At 72.3% G+C, this 19,335-nt stretch carries 18 protein-coding genes; 7 read left to right on the top strand and 11 right to left on the bottom strand.

Going from position 1 to position 19,335, the window contains the following annotated elements:
* Positions 1–3: 3 nt before the first annotated feature.
* Together SZN_RS40115 and SZN_RS26320 are read left to right on the top strand one after the other, a co-directional pair.
* Entirely contained in the window at positions 4–111 is a 108-nt protein-coding gene (locus tag SZN_RS40115) for an ATP-binding protein (protein ID WP_425274475.1), read from the top strand.
* 466 nt (positions 112–577) lie between these two features.
* Positions 578–1,129, top strand: coding sequence for a hypothetical protein (locus SZN_RS26320; RefSeq protein WP_007500673.1), 552 nt, complete (start codon positions 578–580; stop codon positions 1,127–1,129).
* Here SZN_RS26320 and SZN_RS26315 read toward each other — a convergent pair.
* A complete protein-coding gene (locus tag SZN_RS26315; protein ID WP_043733191.1) occupies positions 1,086–1,877 on the bottom strand; it encodes an IS5 family transposase in 792 nt (263 codons plus the stop codon). The two genes, SZN_RS26320 and SZN_RS26315, sit on opposite strands and share 44 nt — an antisense overlap.
* Positions 1,878–2,380: 503 nt before the next feature.
* Between SZN_RS26315 and SZN_RS26310 the strand changes: the two genes are divergently transcribed.
* Positions 2,381–3,034: a class I SAM-dependent methyltransferase gene (locus tag SZN_RS26310; protein WP_007500671.1), complete on the top strand. Its 654-nt coding sequence runs from the start codon at positions 2,381–2,383 to the stop codon at positions 3,032–3,034.
* A gap of 221 nt (positions 3,035–3,255) precedes the next feature.
* Positions 3,256–4,083: a PhzF family phenazine biosynthesis protein gene (locus SZN_RS26305; RefSeq protein WP_007500670.1), complete on the top strand. Its 828-nt coding sequence runs from the start codon at positions 3,256–3,258 to the stop codon at positions 4,081–4,083.
* Between the two features lie 73 nt (positions 4,084–4,156).
* Here SZN_RS26305 and SZN_RS26300 read toward each other — a convergent pair whose 3' ends face one another.
* Positions 4,157–4,957 (bottom strand): CPBP family intramembrane glutamic endopeptidase, encoded by an 801-nt coding sequence (locus tag SZN_RS26300; RefSeq protein ID WP_043733183.1) that lies wholly within the window; start codon positions 4,955–4,957, stop codon positions 4,157–4,159.
* Positions 4,958–5,151: 194 nt separating this feature from the next.
* Between SZN_RS26300 and SZN_RS26295 the strand changes: the two genes are divergently transcribed.
* Positions 5,152–6,921 (top strand): substrate-binding and VWA domain-containing protein, encoded by a 1,770-nt coding sequence (locus SZN_RS26295; protein WP_078508957.1) that lies wholly within the window; start codon positions 5,152–5,154, stop codon positions 6,919–6,921.
* Positions 6,922–6,947: 26 nt separating this feature from the next.
* Here the strand turns inward: SZN_RS26295 and SZN_RS26290 are convergent, their stop codons facing one another.
* On the bottom strand, positions 6,948–8,465 hold the full coding sequence (locus SZN_RS26290) for a glutamate-cysteine ligase family protein (RefSeq protein WP_007500665.1): 1,518 nt from the start codon (positions 8,463–8,465) through the stop codon (positions 6,948–6,950).
* Between the two features lie 563 nt (positions 8,466–9,028).
* On the opposite strand from SZN_RS26290, the gene SZN_RS26285 reads away from it, so the two are divergent.
* Complete coding sequence (locus SZN_RS26285) at positions 9,029–9,631, top strand: hypothetical protein (RefSeq protein WP_007500663.1); 603 nt, start codon at positions 9,029–9,031, stop codon at positions 9,629–9,631.
* A 530-nt stretch (positions 9,632–10,161) separates the two neighbouring features.
* Positions 10,162–10,365, top strand: a complete 204-nt coding sequence (locus SZN_RS26280) for a DUF5999 family protein (protein WP_007500661.1) — start codon at positions 10,162–10,164, stop codon at positions 10,363–10,365.
* A 220-nt stretch (positions 10,366–10,585) separates the two neighbouring features.
* On the opposite strand, the gene SZN_RS26275 is transcribed toward SZN_RS26280, so the two are convergent.
* From SZN_RS26275 to SZN_RS26240, 8 genes are all read right to left on the bottom strand, one after another.
* The gene (locus SZN_RS26275; RefSeq protein WP_007500659.1) at positions 10,586–11,416 is read right to left on the bottom strand and encodes a carbohydrate ABC transporter permease; all 831 of its coding nucleotides are present in this window, start codon (positions 11,414–11,416) and stop codon (positions 10,586–10,588) included.
* Positions 11,413–12,411, bottom strand: a complete 999-nt coding sequence (locus SZN_RS26270; protein ID WP_007500656.1) for a carbohydrate ABC transporter permease — start codon at positions 12,409–12,411, stop codon at positions 11,413–11,415. The genes SZN_RS26275 and SZN_RS26270 overlap by 4 nt, the downstream gene beginning before the upstream one ends.
* 6 nt (positions 12,412–12,417) lie before the next feature.
* Entirely contained in the window at positions 12,418–13,713 is a 1,296-nt protein-coding gene (locus SZN_RS26265) for an extracellular solute-binding protein (RefSeq protein ID WP_007500654.1), read from the bottom strand.
* A 401-nt stretch (positions 13,714–14,114) separates the two neighbouring features.
* Positions 14,115–15,449 carry a diaminopimelate decarboxylase gene (gene lysA / locus SZN_RS26260; protein WP_007500651.1) on the bottom strand — a complete coding sequence of 445 codons (1,335 nt, stop codon included), beginning with the start codon at positions 15,447–15,449 and terminating at the stop codon, positions 14,115–14,117.
* Positions 15,450–15,461: 12 nt separating this feature from the next.
* A complete protein-coding gene (locus SZN_RS26255; protein WP_007500649.1) occupies positions 15,462–15,896 on the bottom strand; it encodes an SAV_915 family protein in 435 nt (144 codons plus the stop codon).
* 386 nt (positions 15,897–16,282) lie between these two features.
* Positions 16,283–16,915, bottom strand: a complete 633-nt coding sequence (locus tag SZN_RS26250) for a potassium-transporting ATPase subunit C (RefSeq protein WP_007500647.1) — start codon at positions 16,913–16,915, stop codon at positions 16,283–16,285.
* A gap of 5 nt (positions 16,916–16,920) precedes the next feature.
* Entirely contained in the window at positions 16,921–19,005 is a 2,085-nt protein-coding gene (gene kdpB / locus SZN_RS26245) for a potassium-transporting ATPase subunit KdpB (RefSeq protein WP_043733185.1), read from the bottom strand.
* A 101-nt stretch (positions 19,006–19,106) separates the two neighbouring features.
* Positions 19,107–19,335 (bottom strand): potassium-transporting ATPase subunit KdpA (locus SZN_RS26240; RefSeq protein ID WP_007500643.1); only part of this gene is annotated, 229 nt, incomplete at its 5' end.

The raw sequence follows: 19,335 nt of genomic DNA, 5'->3' as shown, positions 1-19,335 counted from the left end.
GCCATGATCGACCGCCTCGTCCACCACGCCGATGTGCTCTCCTTGAAGGGAGACTCCTACCGGCTCAAAGACCGAGACATCGGCCGCACACCGGGCGCGGCAACCGGTTGAACAACTGGACACGGGGGTCAAAACTCACCGACCCCAAAGGGGTTCAGGTTCAGAGACCGCCGACACACAGCGGCGGACATGCTCGCACCGCTGTCGCCAGCAGGCTTACCGGTGGCGCATCCAACCGCCACCAACTTCGCCCCCGCCTCCCGAACCCGCAGCTTCATTCCACACGGCCGGGGCGAGGGCTGACGCCCTCGCCCCGGCCCAGATGACACCGTCCTGCACGGTCTGCGCAGGACCACTGCCAACAGGTCGCGGTCGGGCTCAACGCCGAACCTGTTCGCACCGTTGCCGTCAGAAGGCATATCGCCAACGACAGCCGATCCGCTGACCAGGGACCACATCGGCTGAGAAGCTGTTGTCTTTCCGGGCTTGAGGGCAGCGTTTTCGCTGGTCGGGCATAGGGTCGGCGATCCTGTGGGAGTGGTGGTCTGTCGTGTCGCTGCTGCTGTGGAGGTCATGGATGCCGTCGGTCGTGGGGCTGCTGGAACAGCGCGAGCTCGTCGCTCGCCGTCGGGTGGACGAGCTGCGGGAGGAGGCCGACCGCATCCAGGCTGAACTGGCGGTGGCCGAGCGGGACTGGAAGGAATGGGTCATCGCTCGCTCGCGGGTGGGCGAGGTGCTTGCCCCGGTGGACGAGACCGGGCGTGGCCACGACCAGGCCGACCGGACATCGCCGACCGCCGACGGGCAGGTCGAGAAGGCATCGCCGACGCCGGAAGCGGCGAAGACGAAGTCGCAGGTGCCCATGTGGCGTGACGGGCTTGCGTGGTCGGCGTTGTCGGTGGACTACCAGCGCATCCTCACCGCGCTCGCGGACCGGGCCCGGCTCGGGCAGGGGCCGCTGACCTGCCAGGAGATGGCCGCTTTGTTCGGCATGGACGTGGTTCCGGCGCGAGTGGAGGCGCTGCGGTCGAAGGCGAAACGCCTGGTCGCGAGGGGCTGGCTGGCCGAGCCGGCGCCGGGCCGGTTCACGCCTGCCCGCGGCGTGTCCGGGCCAGGCGGCGGGTCATGAGCAGGGTCATCGACCAGTAGATCATCGCCTCGGCGCTGGTGGTGCGGCGTTCGAAGTCGCGCGCCAGGCGGCGGCTTCGCATCAGGTGGGCGAAGAGTCGCTCGACGATCCACCGCTTGGGCAGGACCACGAAGCCGCGCATGTCGTCGCTGCGTTTGACGATCGCCAGGACCAGGGCGAGCGCGGCCAGGCAGTGCTCGACGAGGGGGCCGGTGTAGCCGCCGTCGGCCCAGACCAGCTCCAACTGGTGGTGGGCGTCGGCGACTTGGTGCAGCAGGACCTGGGCGGCGGCGCGGTCGCCGGTGTCCGCGGCAGTGACCATCACGCCGAGCAGCAGGCCGAGGGTGTCGACCACGACATGCCGCTTGCGCCCGTTGACGAGTTTGCCGCCGTCGAAGCCACGGCTGTCGGAGCCGACGACGGCGTCCGCCTTGACGGACTGCGAGTCGATCACCCCGGCCGTCGGCTCCGCGTCCCGGCCCAGCCGCTCGCGGACCCGGGCGCGCAGCCGGTCATGGAACTCCCTGACCAGGGCGTGGTCGCGCCAGCGGCGGAAAAACGCATACACCCGGTCCCACGGCGGGAAGTCGGCCGGCATCGCCCGCCACTTGATCCCGTTGTCCACGAGATACCGGACCGCGTCCAGCAGCACGCGGTGGCAATACCCTTCCGGCCGGCCGCCCCGCCCGCGCATCCAGCCCGGCACCGGCAGCAGCGGCCAAACCTCGGCCCACTCCCCGTCCGTCATGTCCGTCGGGTACCGGCGCTGCCGCCCGGGCCGGTCAGCCGCGTTGCCGTACACGTGCGCGAGGCAATCACACGATGGAGCGGCCGAGTTGGACTGCCCGGCCATCGACACGGAAGACTGCAGCACAGGGGCCTCCTGTTGCTCTATGGATTCGACACCCACGAGCTGTTCAGGAGGCCCCTTCCTCATGCCCTCGCCACGGCAGGATCACCCGACCGGGAACCCGCGTTCGACTGTCACCGCTCAAGATCGAAAAGACAACAGCTTCTGAGTGGTGCCAAACGGACCGTCGCGTTTTCTCCCGGTGCCAGGCCGGGTGCACCCTCCACCCACAGTCGCGCAACGTTCGCTGCCTGCCCGCCATCGGGCGCCCGGTTGCCGATGTCCCAGAGAGGTCGCAGCTGCCCCTGCCCGGAGAAGGCGGTCCCGACAGTGTCTGCGGCAACCAAGACGACGAGCTGAGCGTGATTGGCTTTGACCGAGCCCGGATGAGAGGAACCTGCATGGATGACGACGCTCTCCTGGCAGAGCAGAGGGCCTACTACAGGGCCGCCGCGCCCGAATACGACCGGCCCTACGCAGAGTACGAGGCCCTTCAGCAATTGCTGGCTGTCGTCGATGACCTCCCGATTGCCGGGGATGTGCTGGAGCTGGCCTGCGGAACGGGCCAGTGGACCCCGGGGCTTGCCGCACGGGCACGTTCGGTGACGGCCGTCGACGCGGCGACCGAAGTACTTACCCTCGCTCGGGCGCGCACCACATCCTCCACCGTCCAGTTCATCGAGGCCGACCTGTTTCAGTGGCAGCCGCCACGGCGCTACGACACTGTGTTCTTCGCCTTCTGGCTCTCCCATGTCCCGCCGACGCGGTTGCCCGACTTCTGGAACACCGTCTCGGCCGCACTCGCGCCGGGCGGCAAAGCGATCTTCATCGACGACGGCCCCGCCGCAGCCGCATACGAGGAAGTCCTTACCAACCAGCCGACCCCGGCAGCGCTGCGGCGGCTCGATGACGGCAGCCAGTACCGCATCGTGAAGGTATTCCACGATGCCCAGACCCTCACGGACGACCTCACCGCGCTGGGGTGGACAGTCCAGATCCAGACCAAAGCCGGGAACTTCATCGGCATCGCAGAGCCGCCGACCACGGCCGGCTGACGAGATACGGGGCTGCTCGGCTCAGCCCGTTCCTACCCCGAGACCGTGAGTCTGTCTCAACGAACCCAGTCCATGCGTCTCACCCAATCCAGTCCACGCAGGGCAGCAGCACACGAACGACTGTCTTCGATGAGACAGGACAGCGGCGCCCGCCCCCGATCGGTCCAGGTCACCCGGATTGGCCTTGGCCGTCCCGGCCCCGTGCGCCCTAACGTCGGACCATGCGCATACGAATCGTCGACGCCTTCACCGACCGCCCCTTCGCCGGCAACCCGGCCGGGGTCGTCCTGCTCGACGGCTTCCCCGGCCCCGACGGCTTCCCGGACGACGGCCGGCTCCAGAACGTCGCCATGGAGGTCAACCACGCGGAGACGGCGTTCGCGCACCGGCTGCCCCCGGGCGGGACGGCCGACTGGGCGCTGCGCTGGTTCACTCCGGTCGCCGAGGTCGCGATGTGCGGGCACGCCACACTGGCCACCGCCCATGTGCTGCACACGACCGGCGCCCACGAGGGGCCCGTCCGCTTCCGCACCCGCAGCGGTGTCCTGACCGCCGTCCCCGGCGAGGACGGCTCGATCACGCTCGACTTCCCCACCGCGCCGCTCACGGCCGTCGAGCTGCCGGAAGGCGTCGCCGGGGCGCTCGGGGCGCGGCCGCTCGCCGCCTTCGACACCGGCCCGTACGTCGGCGACCTGCTCGTCGAGCTGGCCGACGAGGAAGCCGTGCGCTCCCTGGCCCCGGACCCGAGGTCACTCGGCGCCTACTCCGCGCGCGGCCTGATCGCCACCGCCCGGGCCGAGGACCCCGCCCGCGGCTACGACTACGTCTCCCGCTGCTTCTTCCCCAACCTCGGCATCGACGAGGACCCCGTCACCGGCAGCGCCCACACCGCCCTCGCGCCCTTCTGGAGCGCGCGCCTCGGCCGGGCCGCGCTCACCGGTCTGCAGGCGTCCCGCCGCTCGGGCCGGGTGCGTACCGAACTCCGCGGCGACCGCACCCTGCTGGGCGGCCGCGCGGTGACCGTGATCGAGGGGGAGCTGACCGCGTAGTGCCGGCGGCGCGGCCCTCCGCGGACACGCCGAAGGGGGCGCACGCCGTTGCGTACGCCCCCTTCGGCCGGGGTCACGGGGTGGGCAGCCAGTCCACCTTTCCGGCGAGCAGCGCGTAGCCGACGAACGCGCCGATGTCGAGCAGGGTGTGGGCGACGATCAGCGGGCCCAGCCGGCCCCAGCGCCGGTACAGGTAGACGAACACCACGCCCATCGCGACGTTGCCGAGGAAGCCGCCGATGCCCTGGTAGAGGTGGTACGAGCCGCGCAGCAGGGCACTGGCCGCCATCGAGGCGCCGGGGCTCCAGCCCAGCTGGTCCAGCCGGCGCAGCAGGAAGCCCACGACGACGACCTGTTCGAGCAGGCCGTTCTGGAAGGCGGACAGGATCAGCACCGGGTACTTCCACCACACCTCCGGCAGCGACTCGGGCACCACCGTCAGGTTGAAGCCGAGCCCGCGGGCGGCCAGGTAGAAGGCGATGCCGGTGCTGCCGATCACGGCGGCGACCAGCGCGCCGCGGCCGAGGTCGGACCAGGGCCGGGTGCGGTCGCAGCCGAGGGTGCCCAGGCTCCGCCCCTCGCGCATGAGGAAGTGCGCGACCAGGAGGACGGGCACCAGCGTGGTGGCGATCCCGAAGAGCTGCCAGGCGAGATCGAGCCAGGGCCGCCCCGGGGCGGCCGAGGCGTTGAGCGTGGCGGCCTGGTCCTTGAGGCCGCCCGGTTTGGTGACCGAACCGATAAAGCTGATCAGGGCGGACACACCGCTCGCACCGAGCGAGAGCGCCAGGACGAGCAGCGTCTCGTCGCGCAGGACCCGCCGTGAGGGCCGCTCGTCGGGATAGGAATCGGCCACCGGTCCAGCCTCCGCCTGCACGCCTGCCTCCAGTTGGGTAATCCCGTCTCGTCCCCGGGGCCGCCCCGCTAGGGTCTCGAAAGCACATACGAAGACCGTGCGTGACATGCCGTCGGGGGGACGGGCGCCGTACGGGGCGCACCGCCCCTTCGCCTGCCGTACGGCCGGACACCGGCACGGGGTTCAGCAGAGCGACCGGGAGGGGCACCACCGTCATGGGACGTCACAGCTTGCCCGATCAGGACGGGGCGGGCGGCAGCGACCCCCGTCGACGCGCCCGCCGCCGTGCGACGGCCGTCGCGACGGCCCTCGTCCTGACCGTCGCGGGCGGTACGGCCGCCGCCGTCCGTGGCGGGCTGGTCTCGTTCGGCTCCTCGTGCCAGGACGACCCCGTCCGCCTGACACTGGCCGCCTCCCCCGATCTGGCCCCGGTGCTCAGGACCGCCGCGCGGCAGGCCCGGGAGGCGGACCTGACCTCCGACGGGCGGTGCGTCGCCGTGACGGTGGCCTCGCGGGAGTCGTACAAGGTCGCGGACGCGCTCATGGCGGGCAGGGCCCCGGGCGCGCAGGTGTGGGTGCCGGACTCCTCGGTGTGGGTCCAGCGGCTCGCGGCGGACGGCACCTCCGACGTGTCCACGGTCGGCCATGTCGCCTCCTCCCCGGTCGGGGTGGCGATGACGCCCGCGGCGGCCAGGTCGCTCGGCTGGCCCGCGAAGACGTACGACTGGCCGTCCCTCGCCGGGGCCGCCCTGGGCGACGACGCGGTCCGGCTCGGTGCGGCCGATCCCGCCCGCAGCGCGACGGGGCTGCTCGCGCTCACCCGGGTGAGCACCGCGGCGAGCGCGGCGAAGGGCGGTGAGACCCGGGCGGCGGGCGTGATGAAAGCGCTGTCCCGGCGGGTCTCCGGCAGCGACGGCGAGGTACTGGAGACGCTGCCGCGCGACACCTCGGACACGGAGCTGGGCAACCCCCGGCGCAACCAGGCGCTGGTCGTCAGCGAGCAGTCCGCCTACCGGTACAACACCGACACGCCGGGCGGGTCCGGCCTCGACCTCTTCTACCCGAAGGACGGCTCGCCGCGGCTCGACTACCCGTACGCCCTGCTGGACGGGCAGGGGCTGACGACCGACGAGAGCCGGGCCGCGATCCGGTTCATGAGCTATCTCGGCGACACCCGGCAGCAGCGGCTGCTGGCGCGGTACGGCTTTCGCACCTCCGACGACGGATGGACGGACGCGCTGGTCGCCGGGGCCGGCGGCAGCGCACCGCAGCCCTACGCGGAGCCGCCGGACCGCCCGGCCGCCTCGGTCGCGCTCCAGGAGACGCTGGGCGTGTGGACGATCACCGTGCAGAGCGCCCGGATCACCACGGTCGTGGACGCCTCCTCGTCGATGTCCGAGGCGGTGCCCGGCACCGGGCGCTCCCGCATGGACGTGACCAGGGCGGCGCTGCTCCAGGCCCTCGCGACGTTCACGGCGGAGGACGAGATCGGGCTGTGGGACTTCGCCACCGGGCTGGACGGCGACAAGGACTACCGCGTCCGCGTGCCGACCGGGCGGCTCGGCCAGGAGGAGGGCGCGGGCACGCGGCGCGGGCGGCTGACGGCGGCGTTCAAGGCGCTCAGGCCGGTGTCTGACGGCGCCACCGGCCTGTACGACACGACGCTCGCCGCGTACCGGGCGGCCACCGCCTCCTACGCCCGGGGCAGGTTCAACGCCCTGGTGGTGCTGACCGACGGGGTGAACGAGGACCCGGGCAGCGTCTCGCGCGCCGAGGTCGTCGACCGGCTGAAGCGCCTCGCCGACCCGAGGCGTCCGGTCCCGCTGATCATGATCGCCGTGGGCCCCGACGCCGATCTGGAGGAGGCTTCGCGCCTGGCCGAGGCCACGGGGGGATCGGGGCACGAGGTGACGGACCCGGCCCAGATCCACTCGGTGATGCTCAAGGCGATCGTGGGGGCCGCCTCGCCCGACCGGCGCGGCTGAGCCGCCCCGCCGGTCGGCGTGCGGACTCAGCCCGCCGGCACCGGCTCCGGCAGCCCCACCGGCCAGCTGTGCACGGGCTCCCCGGCGATCATCAGCGCGCGGTAGCGGCGGGTGGTCGCGGCGAGCGCGGCCTCCCGGGTCAGGCCCGCCTTCAGGGCCCGGTGGAAGGTGGCCGCCTGCCAGGACGCGCCGTTCGCGCGCCGCCGGCAGCGTTCCTCGATGACGCCCAGGTAGAAGTCGCGGTCCACCGGCTCGACGCCCCAGGCGTCCAGCCCGGCCCCGGCCAGCGGCAGCAGCTCGTCCCGGACCAGGCCGACCGCGTCGACCTCGGCCGTACCGCCGTGGCGGCCCCGGCGGGGCCAGGTCAGCCGCGCGTCGATGCCGTCCCGGCACGCCGCGTCGAAGTTGGCGGCGGCCGCCTCGAAGGGCAGCCGGGTCCACACCGGCCGCGGCTCCTCGGCGAGGGCGCGCACGAGCCCGTAGTAGAAGGCGGCGTTGGCGACGACATCGGTGACGGTGGGGCCGGCCGGCAGGACGCGGTTCTCCACACGGAGGTGCGGGACGCCGTCGGCGATGCCGTAGACCGGGCGGTTCCAGCGGTACACGGTGCCGTTGTGCAGGACGAGTTCGGCGAGCGAGGGGACGCCGCCCGCGTCGAGCACGGCGAGGGGGTCCTCGTCGTCGCAGATCGGCAGCAGGGCCGGGTAGTAGCGCAGGTTCTCCTCGAACAGGTCGTACGCCGAGGTGATCCAGCGTTCGCCGAACCAGGTGCGCGGCCGTACGCCCTGCGCCTGGAGCTCGGGCGGCCGGGTGTCGGTGGACTGCTGGAACAGCGGCGGGCGCGACTCGCGCCACAGCTCCCGCCCGAACAGGAAGGGGGAGTTGGCGCCCACGGCGACCTGGACGGCGGCGACCGCCTGGGCGGCGTTCCACACGTCGGCGAAGCGGCCCGGGGTGACCTGGAGGTGCAGTTGCACGGAGGTGCAGGCGGCCTCGGGCGCGATCGACTTCGAGGTGCACGTCAGCCGCTCCACGCCGTCGATGTCGAGCGTGAAGTCCTCGCCGCGGGCGGCCACGATCTGGTCGTTGAGGAGGGCGTAGCGGTCGACGGCCGACAGGTTCGAGGAGACCAGGTCGTCGCGGTCCAGGGTCGGCAGAATACCGATCATCACGATTCCCGCGTCGAGCTCGCCCGCTTTTCGGTCGGCATATGCCAGGGACGTACGGAGTTCCTCGCCGAGCCGGTCGAATACCCGTCCCTCCAACCGATGGGGGGCGATGTTGACTTCCAGATTGAACATGGCGAGTTCTGTTTGGAAGTCACGGCTCGCGATGCGTTCGAGAACCTGCGCATTCAACATTCTGGGCATACCGTCGGAGCCGGTGAGATTCAATTCGATCTCCAGCCCCAGAAGGTTCTTGGGGCGGTCGAACCGCTTCTCCTCCAGCAGTCGCTCCAGACCCGTCAGGCACTGCCGCAGCTTCACGCGGTAGCGCTGACGATCGGACAGGTCGAACCGGCCTGCCACGACCTTCTCCCCCATCTCGGCGTCCCTCCTCGGATGGGCGGGCCGAAGATCGGCCACTGGTGTCCCGGGTCAGGTTGGATTGTGCCCAGCCGGGGCGATCGATAACGTCCCCGCCCGCCCCCGTCGCCCGCTACCCTGTCGAACGTGACCCGCGGCACATTCGGCGGGCATACGGCGGTGTGCCGGTTTCGAGCGGCCCGCCGACTCGTGAAAAACGCCGACGAGAATGGGCCGACCGCGTCCGCGGCACAAGGCGAGGTCATCGCCGCACCCTCCGGCAAAAAGCGGGATTTTCCCCGCATATCCCAGGCCGAATGAACCCTTGCCGGGTGCACGGAAAGCGGCTAGGTGAAACACCGGCTGAACACTTGTCGTATAAACTCCGCAATCAGGCAGAGGGGTGGCGCCCGCGGTCCCAGGACCTGCCGTCCCCACGCGTACGGCAGGCCCCACCCGTGCTCCGCGCTCCCGGACCCCGGCCCCCGCCTCTCTGACCCCCCGTGAGCAGACAGCGCCGTCCGCCCCCGCCCCGTCACGCCCTCGCGCCATCGTGCCTGTCGAATGAGAGGCGACCCACCATGCCGCTGCACGTTCCCCCGGCTCCCGCGCCCGCACTTCGTTCCGTCCTGACCGCGCTCGGTTCGCCCACCGCGGTCCGTGAGGCCCGCACCCCCTCCCTGCGCGCCGCCCAGGGCCCCGCCACCGCCGAACTCCCCCTGCCCGTCCACGTGGTGGACGAGATCACCCCGGCCGGGGTGTCGGCCGCCCGGCTGGCCGGCTGGCGGTTCCTGATCCGCTGCGGGGAGCGGGCGGTGGCCGCGGCGGAGACCCGGCTGACCCCCGACGGCTGGGCCTTCTCGCACTTCTTCGAGGGGCCGTACATCGCCTCCACGCAGCGTGCGCTGCGCCAGGCCGAGTCGCTCGCGCAGCCCTGCCAGCCGCGCCTGCTGTCGTTCCCCGGCCTCTACATGCTCACGCTGTGGCTGCACGGCGACATCACCGCGGACGGCGCCGGCGGCCACCCCGAGGCCGCGGACATCCTGATCCCGCTGGCGCCCGCGCCGCCCGGCATCGCCTCCCACGCGGCGCACCGGGTAGCCGATCTGCTGCCGGTGCTGACCCTGCGGGCGACCCCGGCACCGCTCCCCCCGCTGCCACCCCTGCTCGGCTCCCCCGCCTGACGGCACACCGCGCGAGCGCCCGTACCCCGCCGTCCGCCTCCGGGTCGGCGGGGTACGCCACGCCCGGCGAGGTACGCCACGCCCGGCGCCGGACGGCCGCCGGACGGCCGCCGGACGCACCCGCCGGCGGCGGCACGGCGGCACGCGACGCGGCGACACCCGGAACGGCGGCACAGGCCCCGGCGCCACGCGGTACGGCGGCACCCCGGCGCCACGCGGCTGGATTCGCTCGCGCGAGCGACAGCCCGCTCGTACGAGTCCTCACGCCCGGTGGACCAGTCGGCCCTAGCCCCATCCGACCACCGCGAACCATCCGAAGTGACCGTGGAGTTGGGATGAACCGTCCGCGCGGGTGGTGCGTCCTGAACCTGTGAGGAGCGGTGCTGCGAAATCCCTGCGGATCGACGCCCGTGGGGCAACACTGGTTCCGACCACTCATCGCCACGGGGGCGGCCATGAACGAAGCTTCACGCCGCGAGACAGACACGCCGGCGATCCCACACTTCACGACAGAGCGAAAGATCCCCTCCATGTGCCAGCACCAGCCACCGTGCCCCTCAGCCGACTCCGCCGACCGGGAGTCCGCCCGCCTCGCGGCGCACCACCCGGAGCAGGGATGGAGCCTGCTGTGCAACGGCGTCCTGCTCTTCGAGGACACCGGTGAGCTCCTGCCGGACGGCCGGGTCATCGCGCCGCACCGCCCGCTGGGCGGCAAGGTCGCCACCGCCGCCTGATCCGCACCGCCTGACCCGCGCCGGCGGACCCCACCGGCGCACGGCCCTGCGCCACCGGGCGGCACGAGGCCCGGCGTACTCCCGGGGGCCGGTCGCGGACACACCGCGAGCCGGCCCCGACGTGCGTCCGGGGGCGGTCACACACCGTAGCGCCGCGTGCGTCCCGGGCGACCCCTGCGCCGCCGAGGGCGCCCGCGCGCGGCCGTACGGGCCGTGCGCCTCACCCCTTGGTGGCCCCGGCGGTGAGGCCGCCGACGAGCTGGCGCTCGGCGACCGCGTAGAAGGCGAGGGCGGGGACCATGGCCAGCACCAGATAGGCGAAGACGCGGGCGTAGTCCGCCGAGTACTGGCCCTGGAACTGCTGGACGCCGACCGGGATCGTCCACCACGTGGAGTCGGTGAACACGAGCAGCGGCAGGAAGAAGTTGTTCCAGCTGGTGACGACGGCGAGGACCGAGACGGTCCCCAGCGCGGGGCGGGCCATGGGCAGCAGCACCCGCCAGAAGAACCCGAGGGGGCCGCAGCCGTCGAGGGTGGCCGCCTCCTCCAGTTCACCGGGGATCTCGCGGAAGAAGCCGCGCAGGATGATGATGGTCATCGGCAGCCCGAAGGCGGCCTGCGGAAGGATCACCCCGAGCGGGTTGTCCAGCAGGCCGAGGGAGCGCAGCAGCAGGAACAGCGGCAGGGCCGCCACCGCGAAGGGGAACATCAGCCCCATCGTGAACAGCGTGAACAGCGCCTCCCGGCCGCGGAAGGCGAACCGCGCGAAGGAGAAGGCGGAGAGCGCCGAGACCGCCACCACGAGGACGGTCGTCCCGATCGCGATCAGCGTGCTGTTGCCGATCAGCCGCCAGAAGTCGCCCGAGCCGAGGATGCCCGTGTAGTTGCCGGACATCCAGGACCGGGGCAGGCCGACCGGGTTGCGCGAGAGTTCGTCCGTCGCCTTGAAGCCGGACAGCACGGCGTACAGCAGCGGCACCACCATCACCGCGCCCACCACCGCGAGGATCAGGTGCGGGGACAGGGTCCTCCTGCCGGAGCGGGCCGTCACCGGGTGCCTCCCCTCATCGTCGTGGTGGCTCCTTCGAGGTCGCGGCGGAGCACGAACCGCTGGTAGGCGAGGGCGAAGACGAGGCTGAGACCGAACATGACCACGCTGACCGCGCTGGCGTAGCCGACCTGGTAGCGCTTGAACCCGTACTGGAACAGGGTCACGGCCATGGTCTCCGAACGGTGGTCGGGGCCGCCCGCCGTGGTGACCCAGACCAGGTCGAAGAGCTGGATCGAGCCGATCACGGACAGGAACACGCTGATCCGCAGGGTCGGTGCGAGCAGCGGCAGCGTGACGTGGCGGAAGCGCTGCCGGGCGTCGGCGCCGTCGATCAGCGCGGCCTCGGTCAACTCCCTGGGAACGGACTGGAGTCCGGCCAGGTAGAGCATCATGTGGAAGCCGAAGTACTTCCACGTCATGACGAGGAACAGCGTCGCCATGACCGTGGACGGGTCGGCGAACCACTCCCCGCCCAGGCCCTCCAGCCCCACGGCGCCCAGGAGTTGGTCGGCGAGGCCGTCGCCGGGCGCGAAGATCATGGCGAAGAGCACGCCTGTGACGGCCTCGGAGAGCACGTAGGGCGCGAAGAACAGCATCCGGTAGACGGCCCTGCCGCGCAGCCGCTGGTTGAGCAGCACGGCCATGGCGAGCGCGAACGGCAGCTGCACGGCGAGCGAGAGCACGACCAGCACCAGGCAGCGCCACAGGTCCCCGAGGAAGACGGGGTCCTGGAAGAGCCGGGTGAAGTTGTCGCCGCCGGTGTAGTCGGAGGGCATCCCGAAGCCGCCCCAGCGGAAGAAGGCCGCGTACAGGGCGAACAGCATGGGCAGCAGCACCAGGACCAGGAACAGCACCAGAGCGGGGAGCTGGAGGCCGACCGCGGTGAGCCAGTGCAGGGCGCGGCGCCGGGTCCGCCCGCGCGCCCCGGCGGGCGGGGCGGGGGGCGGTCCGGTGGCGGGGCCGGTGCGCTCGTCCGGCAGGAAGGTGGAGTTCATCGGCGGTTACTGCGCTTCCTTCGCCGTCCTGGTGATGGACGCGGCGACCTGCTGCGGGGATCCGGACCCGGCGATGAGCGCGCCGACGCTGTCGTTGACCTCCTGGCCGACGGCGGGCGCGTACGCCTGGTCGAGGTAGAGCTGGAAGCCGGTCGCGCTCTTCAACTGCGCCTGTACGGCCTTGAGGTTGGGGTCGGTGAGGGCGCTCTCGGCGCCGGGCACGACCGGCAGGACGCCGGTCTTCCCGACCAGTTCCCGGTCGGTCGCCTCGGAGGCGAAGAACTTCAGGAAGTCGACGGCCGCCTGCGGGGCGCCGCTGCGCAGGGCGTGCCCGCCACCGCCGCCGAACACCTCCGTGACGGCGCCCTCGCCGCCGTCGACGGCCGGGAACGGGAAGAACCCGAGGTCGCCTCCGAGGCCGCGGCCCGCGTCGGCCTGCACGACCGGCGCCCACTGGCCCATGAGCTCCATCGCGGCCCTGCCGTTGCCGACGGTGGCGGCCTGGCCGGTCGGGGTGGAGTAGGCGGCGCCGAGGAAGCCCTTCTGGAAGGGCCGGAGGTCGACGAGTTCCCGGAGGTGCCGGCCGGCCCGCACGAACGCGGCGCCGGTGAAGTCCCTGTCGTCGTACGCCTTCTGCAGGGCGGAGGCGCCCGCGGTGCGCATGGCGAGGTACGCCCAGTAGTACATGCCGGGCCACTTCTCCTTGCCCGCGAGGGCGAGCGGCGTGGTCCCGGCGGCCCTCAGTGCGCGTACCGCGTCCAGGAAGGCGGTCCAGGTGGCCGGCGGCGCGGCGATGCCTGCGTCGCGGAAGAGCGCCTTGTTGTACCAGAAGCCGACCATGCCGATGTCGAACGGGATGCCGTACACCTTCCCGTCGAGCAGGTACGGCTCCTTCGCGACCGGCAGCAGGCCCTCGGCGAAGTCCCCGGTGCGGTCCGTGAGGTCCTCGACGAGCCCGGCGTCCACCTGCTGGCGCAGCACGCCGCCGCCCCAGGTGTGGAAGATGTCGGGCAGTTTCCCGGAGGCGGTGAGCGCGGTCATCTTCGACTTGTAGGCGTCGTTCTCCCACTGGACGATCTTCACCTTGACCTGGGGGTTGCGGGCCTCGAACTTCTCGGCCAGCGCCGCCCAGACGCCCTTGGTGGGCTCGGTGGTGGAGATGTTCCACCACTCGACGGTGGTCGTGCCGTCCGACGACCCTCCGTCCGCGCCGCCGCCGCAGCCGCTCAGTGCCGTCATGCCCGCACCGGCCGCGGCGGAGGCCGCGAGGAAGCCGCGGCGGGACAGTCCCGGGTCGCCCATCTTGCGCTCCTTGGGTACGGGACGGCCCGTCCTCGACCGTCCGCGGGATCGACTGGACCGAAAGTTTCGGAACAGATCCAGAAAGGTTCGTTCGTTGCTGCCGCACCCTAGAGACAGCGGCCAAACGGTGGCAACCCCTTGGGCATGGTGAATCCGCCGCCAACGGTCGGCCGTGCAGGGCTCCTTGGAGCACGCCGAGCGGATCGGCCGAAGCACGCGGAACGAGGGGCGAAACATTCGATGCGCCTGACGAACCTTCCGGGGCCTCCCGGGTGAACCTTCCGGGACGGACCTTCCGGAGCAAGGTGGGGGGCGGAACGGCACGCCGCCTCCGGACGAGGCCGGGGGCCGTCTCGTCCGGAGCTGCGCGGCGACCGGTGCGCGTCGGCCGTGCGGGAGCGCTACAGGCCCACGTCGCGGCTGCGGAGGTCCTCCAGGGACTCGCGGCGGACCAGCAGCCGGGCGCGGCCGTCGTCGACGGCGACCACCGGGGGCCGGCCGACCAGGTTGTAGTCGGAGGCCATGGAGAGGTGGTAGGCGCCCGCGGCCGGGACGGCGAGCAGGTCTCCGGGCCGGATGTCGTCGGGGAGGACGGCGCCGGACGCGAGGACGTCGCCCGCCTCGCAGTGCCGTCCGACCACGGTCACCGGGGCCGGGGCCGCGCTGCCGGGCCGCCCCACCAGCCGGGGCGCGTAGCGCACCCCGTACAGCGCGGGACGCGGGTTGTCGCTCATCCCGCCGTCCACCGCGACGTAGGTGTGCCCGCCGGTCCGCTTGACCGCGAGGACGCGGTAGAGCGCGACGCCCGCCGGGCCCGCGATGGCCCGGCCCGGCTCGACGAGGAGACGCGGCACGGGCAGCCCTGCCGCCGCGCACGCCTCGCGCAGTTCGGCGCGGACCCTGCGGGCCAGGGCGGTGAGGTCGAGCGCGGCGTCGCCGGGGCGGTAGGCGATGCCGTGGCCGCCGCCGAGGTCGAGTTCGGGCAGGACCACGCCGTGCTGCCGGTGGAGGCGGGCCATGAGGCCGACCATGCGGCGCACGGCGGACAGGTAGGGCTTGACGGTGGTGATCTGCGAGCCCAGATGGCAGTGCAGGCCGGTCAGTTGGAGTTGCGGCTGGTCCAGGATGCGGGCGATCGCGTGCTGGGCGTGGCCGTCCCTGATGGACAGGCCGAACTTCTGGTCCTCGGTGCCGGTGCGGATCTTCTCGTGGCCGCCCGCGCTGACGCCGGGCACGACCCGGACCATCACCTTCTGGTGGCCGTCCGGGCCGACGGCCGCCGCCAGCCGTGCGATCTCGGACGGGCTGTCGATGACGATCCGGCCGACCCCGAGGCGCAGCGCGCTCCCCAGGTCGCGCGGGGACTTGGCGTTGCCGTGCAGCACGATCCGCTCCGGCGGGAAGCCGGTGGCGACGGCGAGTTCCAGCTCACCGGCGGAGCAGACGTCGAGGCCGAGGCCCTCCTCGTCGACCCAGCGGATCATCGCGCGGCACAGGAAGGCCTTGGCGGCGTACAGGACGTCGGCCTCCGGGAAGGCGTGCCGGTAGGTGCGGCAGCGCTCGCGGACCTCGTCCTCGTCCAGCACGTAGACGGGGGTGCCGAACCGCTCGGCGACCTCGGCGAGCGGGACGCCGCCGACGGTGAGTTCGCCGGGCCGCGGTTCGGCGGTGGAGGCGGGCCATACGCAGAGGGCGCCGGCGGGAGTGGTGAGCCCGGGTTCGTGAACGGTGGTCATGGCGGGGCTCCCTCAGCCGATCCGCAGGGCGGGCGCGCCCGCGGGGGCCGCGGTGCCGCCCGCGGGCGGCGCGGCGGCGGTCGGGTCGTCCCGGGCGGCCGTACGGGGTCCGGGGCCGTACCACCGCGCGGACGGCGGTGGTGCGGCGGGGGCCGGGGCGCAGAACTGGGGGTCCACGGTGACGGTGGTGACGCCGAGCGGCGCGGCGAGCGCGCGCAGGGCGCTCTCGCAGAGCCGGATCCAGGGCTGCTCGGAGCCGAGGGTGGCGGCGAGCCGGCCCGGCGAGGTGAATCCGACGGCCGTGCGGCCGCCGAGGGGCGTGCGGAAGAGCCGGGCCGCGCACGCGGCCGGTCCCGGCCGGACCGGAACGTACAGGGGACCGGCCGGGGACCGATCGGCGGGCTCCGGGTCGTCGTCGGGCTCGTCGTCGGACAGGACGTCTGCCATGGGTGCCTCCAGGAGGATGAGAATGCTGGGTGGAGCGGGCGGGTTGGACGAGGCGTGGAGCGGGCGGGTTCGACCCGGGGTGGAGCGGGCGGGCTGACAGTGACGCTATGCCCGGTCCCCCGGGGTCCCGGATCGCTCATGACGCGATGCTGACGGGATTCCTCCTCTCGCTGACGGAATGCTGACGCCCGGCCGCATGGCGCCGTGACGGGTGAGGTGCGCGGCGAGGGCGGGGACCGCGCGGCCCGGGGACGGCGGCAGAGCGCGTCCGTGAGCGGCCGGCCCAGGACGCGGGGACCGCGCGGCCCGGGGACGGCGCGAAGCCGCACGCGTGGTGCGTGCGGCTTCGTGCGAACTCCGGTGCGTCGGCCCCCGTCCCGCCGTCCTCAGCCGCGGTCGGCCAGGGCCTTCAGCGCGACGTTGAGCCGGAGGACGTTCACGCGCGGCTCCCCCATGAAGCCCAGGGTGCGCTTCTCGGTGTGCTCGTCGACCAGCCGGCGCACCTGGGCGACGCTCAGGCCGTTGCGCTGGGCGACCCGGGGGACCTGGAGGGCGGCGTAGGCCGGGGAGATGTCCGGGTCGAGCCCGGAGCCGGAGGAGGTGACCGCGTCGGCGGGCACCTGGGACGGCTCGACCCGGTAGCCGGGCACGGAGTTGTCCTTGACGACCTTGGCCTTGGCCTCCTTGACCCACTTGATGAGTTCCGGGTTGTCACCCGAGCGGTTGGTGGCGCCCGAAAGGATCAGCTTGTACTGGGTGTTGACCGTGTTCTCGCCGAGTCCGTTCGCGGGGCGGGGCTGGAAGTAGTCCAGGCCGTAGCCCTGCTGACCGATCAGCGAGGAGCCGACGACCCGTCCGTCCGCGGTGATCTCGGAGCCGTTCGCCTTGTCGCGGAACAGCCCCTGCGCGACGCCGGTGACGGCCAGGGGGTAGAGGACGCCGGTGACCAGGGTCAGCACCAGGAGGGCCCGCAGGCCCGCCCCGAGCAACCGGACGGTGTTCGATACCGAGTTGTTCATTGCGGTCAGCCGATTCCGGGGATGAGGGAGAGGAGCAGGTCGATCAGCTTGATGCCGAGGAAGGGGGCGATCAGGCCGCCGAGGCCGTAGATCGTCAGGTTGCGCCGCAGCAGCCGGTCGGCGCTGACCGGCCGGTACCGCACGCCCTTCAGCGACAGCGGCACCAGCGCGACGATGATCAGCGCGTTGAAGACGACCGCCGACAGGATCGCGGAGTCCGGCGAGGTCAGGCCCATGATGTTGAGCTTGTCCAGGCCCGGGTAGACCGCCGCGAACAGCGCCGGGATGATCGCGAAGTACTTCGCGACGTCGTTGGCGATGGAGAACGTGGTCAACGCGCCCCGGGTGATCAGCAGTTGCTTGCCGATCTCGACGATCTCGATGAGCTTGGTGGGGTCGGAGTCGAGGTCGACCATGTTGCCGGCCTCCTTGGCGGCCGACGTACCGGTGTTCATCGCCACGCCGACGTCCGCCTGTGCCAGGGCCGGGGCGTCGTTCGTGCCGTCGCCGGTCATCGCGACCAGCTTGCCGCCGGCCTGCTCCCGCTTGATCAGCGCCATCTTGTCCTCGGGCGTCGCCTCGGCGAGGAAGTCGTCGACACCCGCCTCGTCCGCGATGGCCTTGGCGGTCAGCGGGTTGTCGCCCGTGATCATGACGGTCCTGATGCCCATGCGGCGCAGTTCCTCGAACCGCTCGCGCATACCGTCCTTGACGACGTCCTTGAGGTGGATGACGCCGAGGACCCGTGCGCCGCCCGCGTCCTCGACCGCGACCAGCAGCGGGGTGCCGCCGGCCTCGGAGATGCGCTGGGCGATCCGGTCCGCGTCCTCGGCGACGGTGCCGCCCCGCGCCCGCACCCAGGCGACGACCGAACCGGTGGCGCCCTTGCGGATGCTGCGCCCGTCGACGTCGACGCCCGACATCCGGGTCTGCGCGGTGAAGGCGACCCACTCGGCACCGGCAAGCTCGCCCTGGTGCCGCTCGCGCAGCCCGTGGCGCTCCTTGGCCAGTACGACGACGGAGCGGCCCTCGGGCGTCTCGTCAGCCAGCGAGGACAGCTGCGCGGCGTCCGCGACCTCGGCGGCGCTCACCCCGTCCACCGGGACGAACTCGGCGGCCCTGCGGTTGCCGAGGGTGATGGTGCCGGTCTTGTCGAGCAGCAGCGTGGAGACGTCGCCGGCCGCCTCGACCGCGCGGCCGGACATCGCGAGCACGTTGCGCTGCACCAGCCGGTCCATGCCCGCGATGCCGATGGCGGAGAGCAGGGCGCCGATGGTGGTCGGGATCAGGCAGACCAGCAGGGCGACCAGCACGACCATCGTCAGGCGCGTGCCCGCGTAGTCGGCGAGCGGCGGCAGGGTGGCGCACGCGAGCAGGAACACGATCGTGAGCGAGGCGAGCAGGATGTTGAGCGCGATCTCGTTGGGCGTCTTCTGCCGTGCCGCGCCCTCGACCAGACTGATCATCCGGTCGATGAAGGTCTCGCCGGGCTTCGTCGTGATCCTGACGACGATCCGGTCGGAGAGGACCTTCGTGCCGCCGGTGACCGCGCACCGGTCCCCGCCGGACTCCCGGATGACCGGGGCCGACTCACCGGTGATCGCCGACTCGTCCACGGAGGCGACGCCCTCGACGACGTCACCGTCGCCCGGGATCACGTCACCGGCCTCGCAGACCACCAGGTCGCCGATCCTCAGCTCGGTGCCGGCGACCACGCTCCCGTCGGCCCTGCGTGCCACGGTGCCGGTCTTGGCCTTGCGCAGGGTGTCGGCCTGGGCCTTGCCGCGCCCCTCGGCGACGGCCTCCGCGAGGTTGGCGAAGATCACCGTCAGCCACAGCCAGACGCTGATCGTCCAGCCGAACCAGTCGCCGGGATCGGTGAGGGAGAACGCGGTGGTCAGCACCGAACCGACCCAGACGACGAACATCACGGGTGACTTGACCATCACCCGGGGGTCGAGCTTGCGGATCGCCTCGGGCAGGGACCTGAGCAGCTGCCCGGGATCGAACAGGCCCGCGCCGACACGTCCGTCGGGGGCCTTGCGCCCCGTCGGCGCGTCCTGGTGGGGCACGAGGGTGGGAGTGGACATGGCGTCCCGCTTCTCTGCGTCGGACTCGGCTGCGTGAGGGTTCGTCGCGCCGGACTCGGCTGCGTCGGGGTTCGTCGCGTCGGAGTGCGCTGCGCCGGTGGTCATGAGGCCAGCCCCTCGGCCAGCGGTCCGAGCGCGAGCGCCGGGAAGTACGTCAGACCGGTGACGATGAGGATCACGCCCACCAACAAGCCGGTGAACAGAGGCTTTTCGGTGCGCAGGGTGCCGGCGGTGGCCGGGACGGGTCTCTGCCCCGCGAGCGAGCCGGCCAGCGCCAGCACGAAGACCATGGGCAGGAAGCGGCCGAACAGCATGCACAGGCCGAGCGTG

It is taken from the genome of Streptomyces zinciresistens K42 (genome assembly GCF_000225525.1).
GTDB classification, from domain to species: Bacteria; Actinomycetota; Actinomycetes; order Streptomycetales; family Streptomycetaceae; genus Streptomyces; species Streptomyces zinciresistens.
Note: the sequence above shows the minus strand (reverse complement) of the source record. Positions and strands in the feature narration are given on the sequence as shown.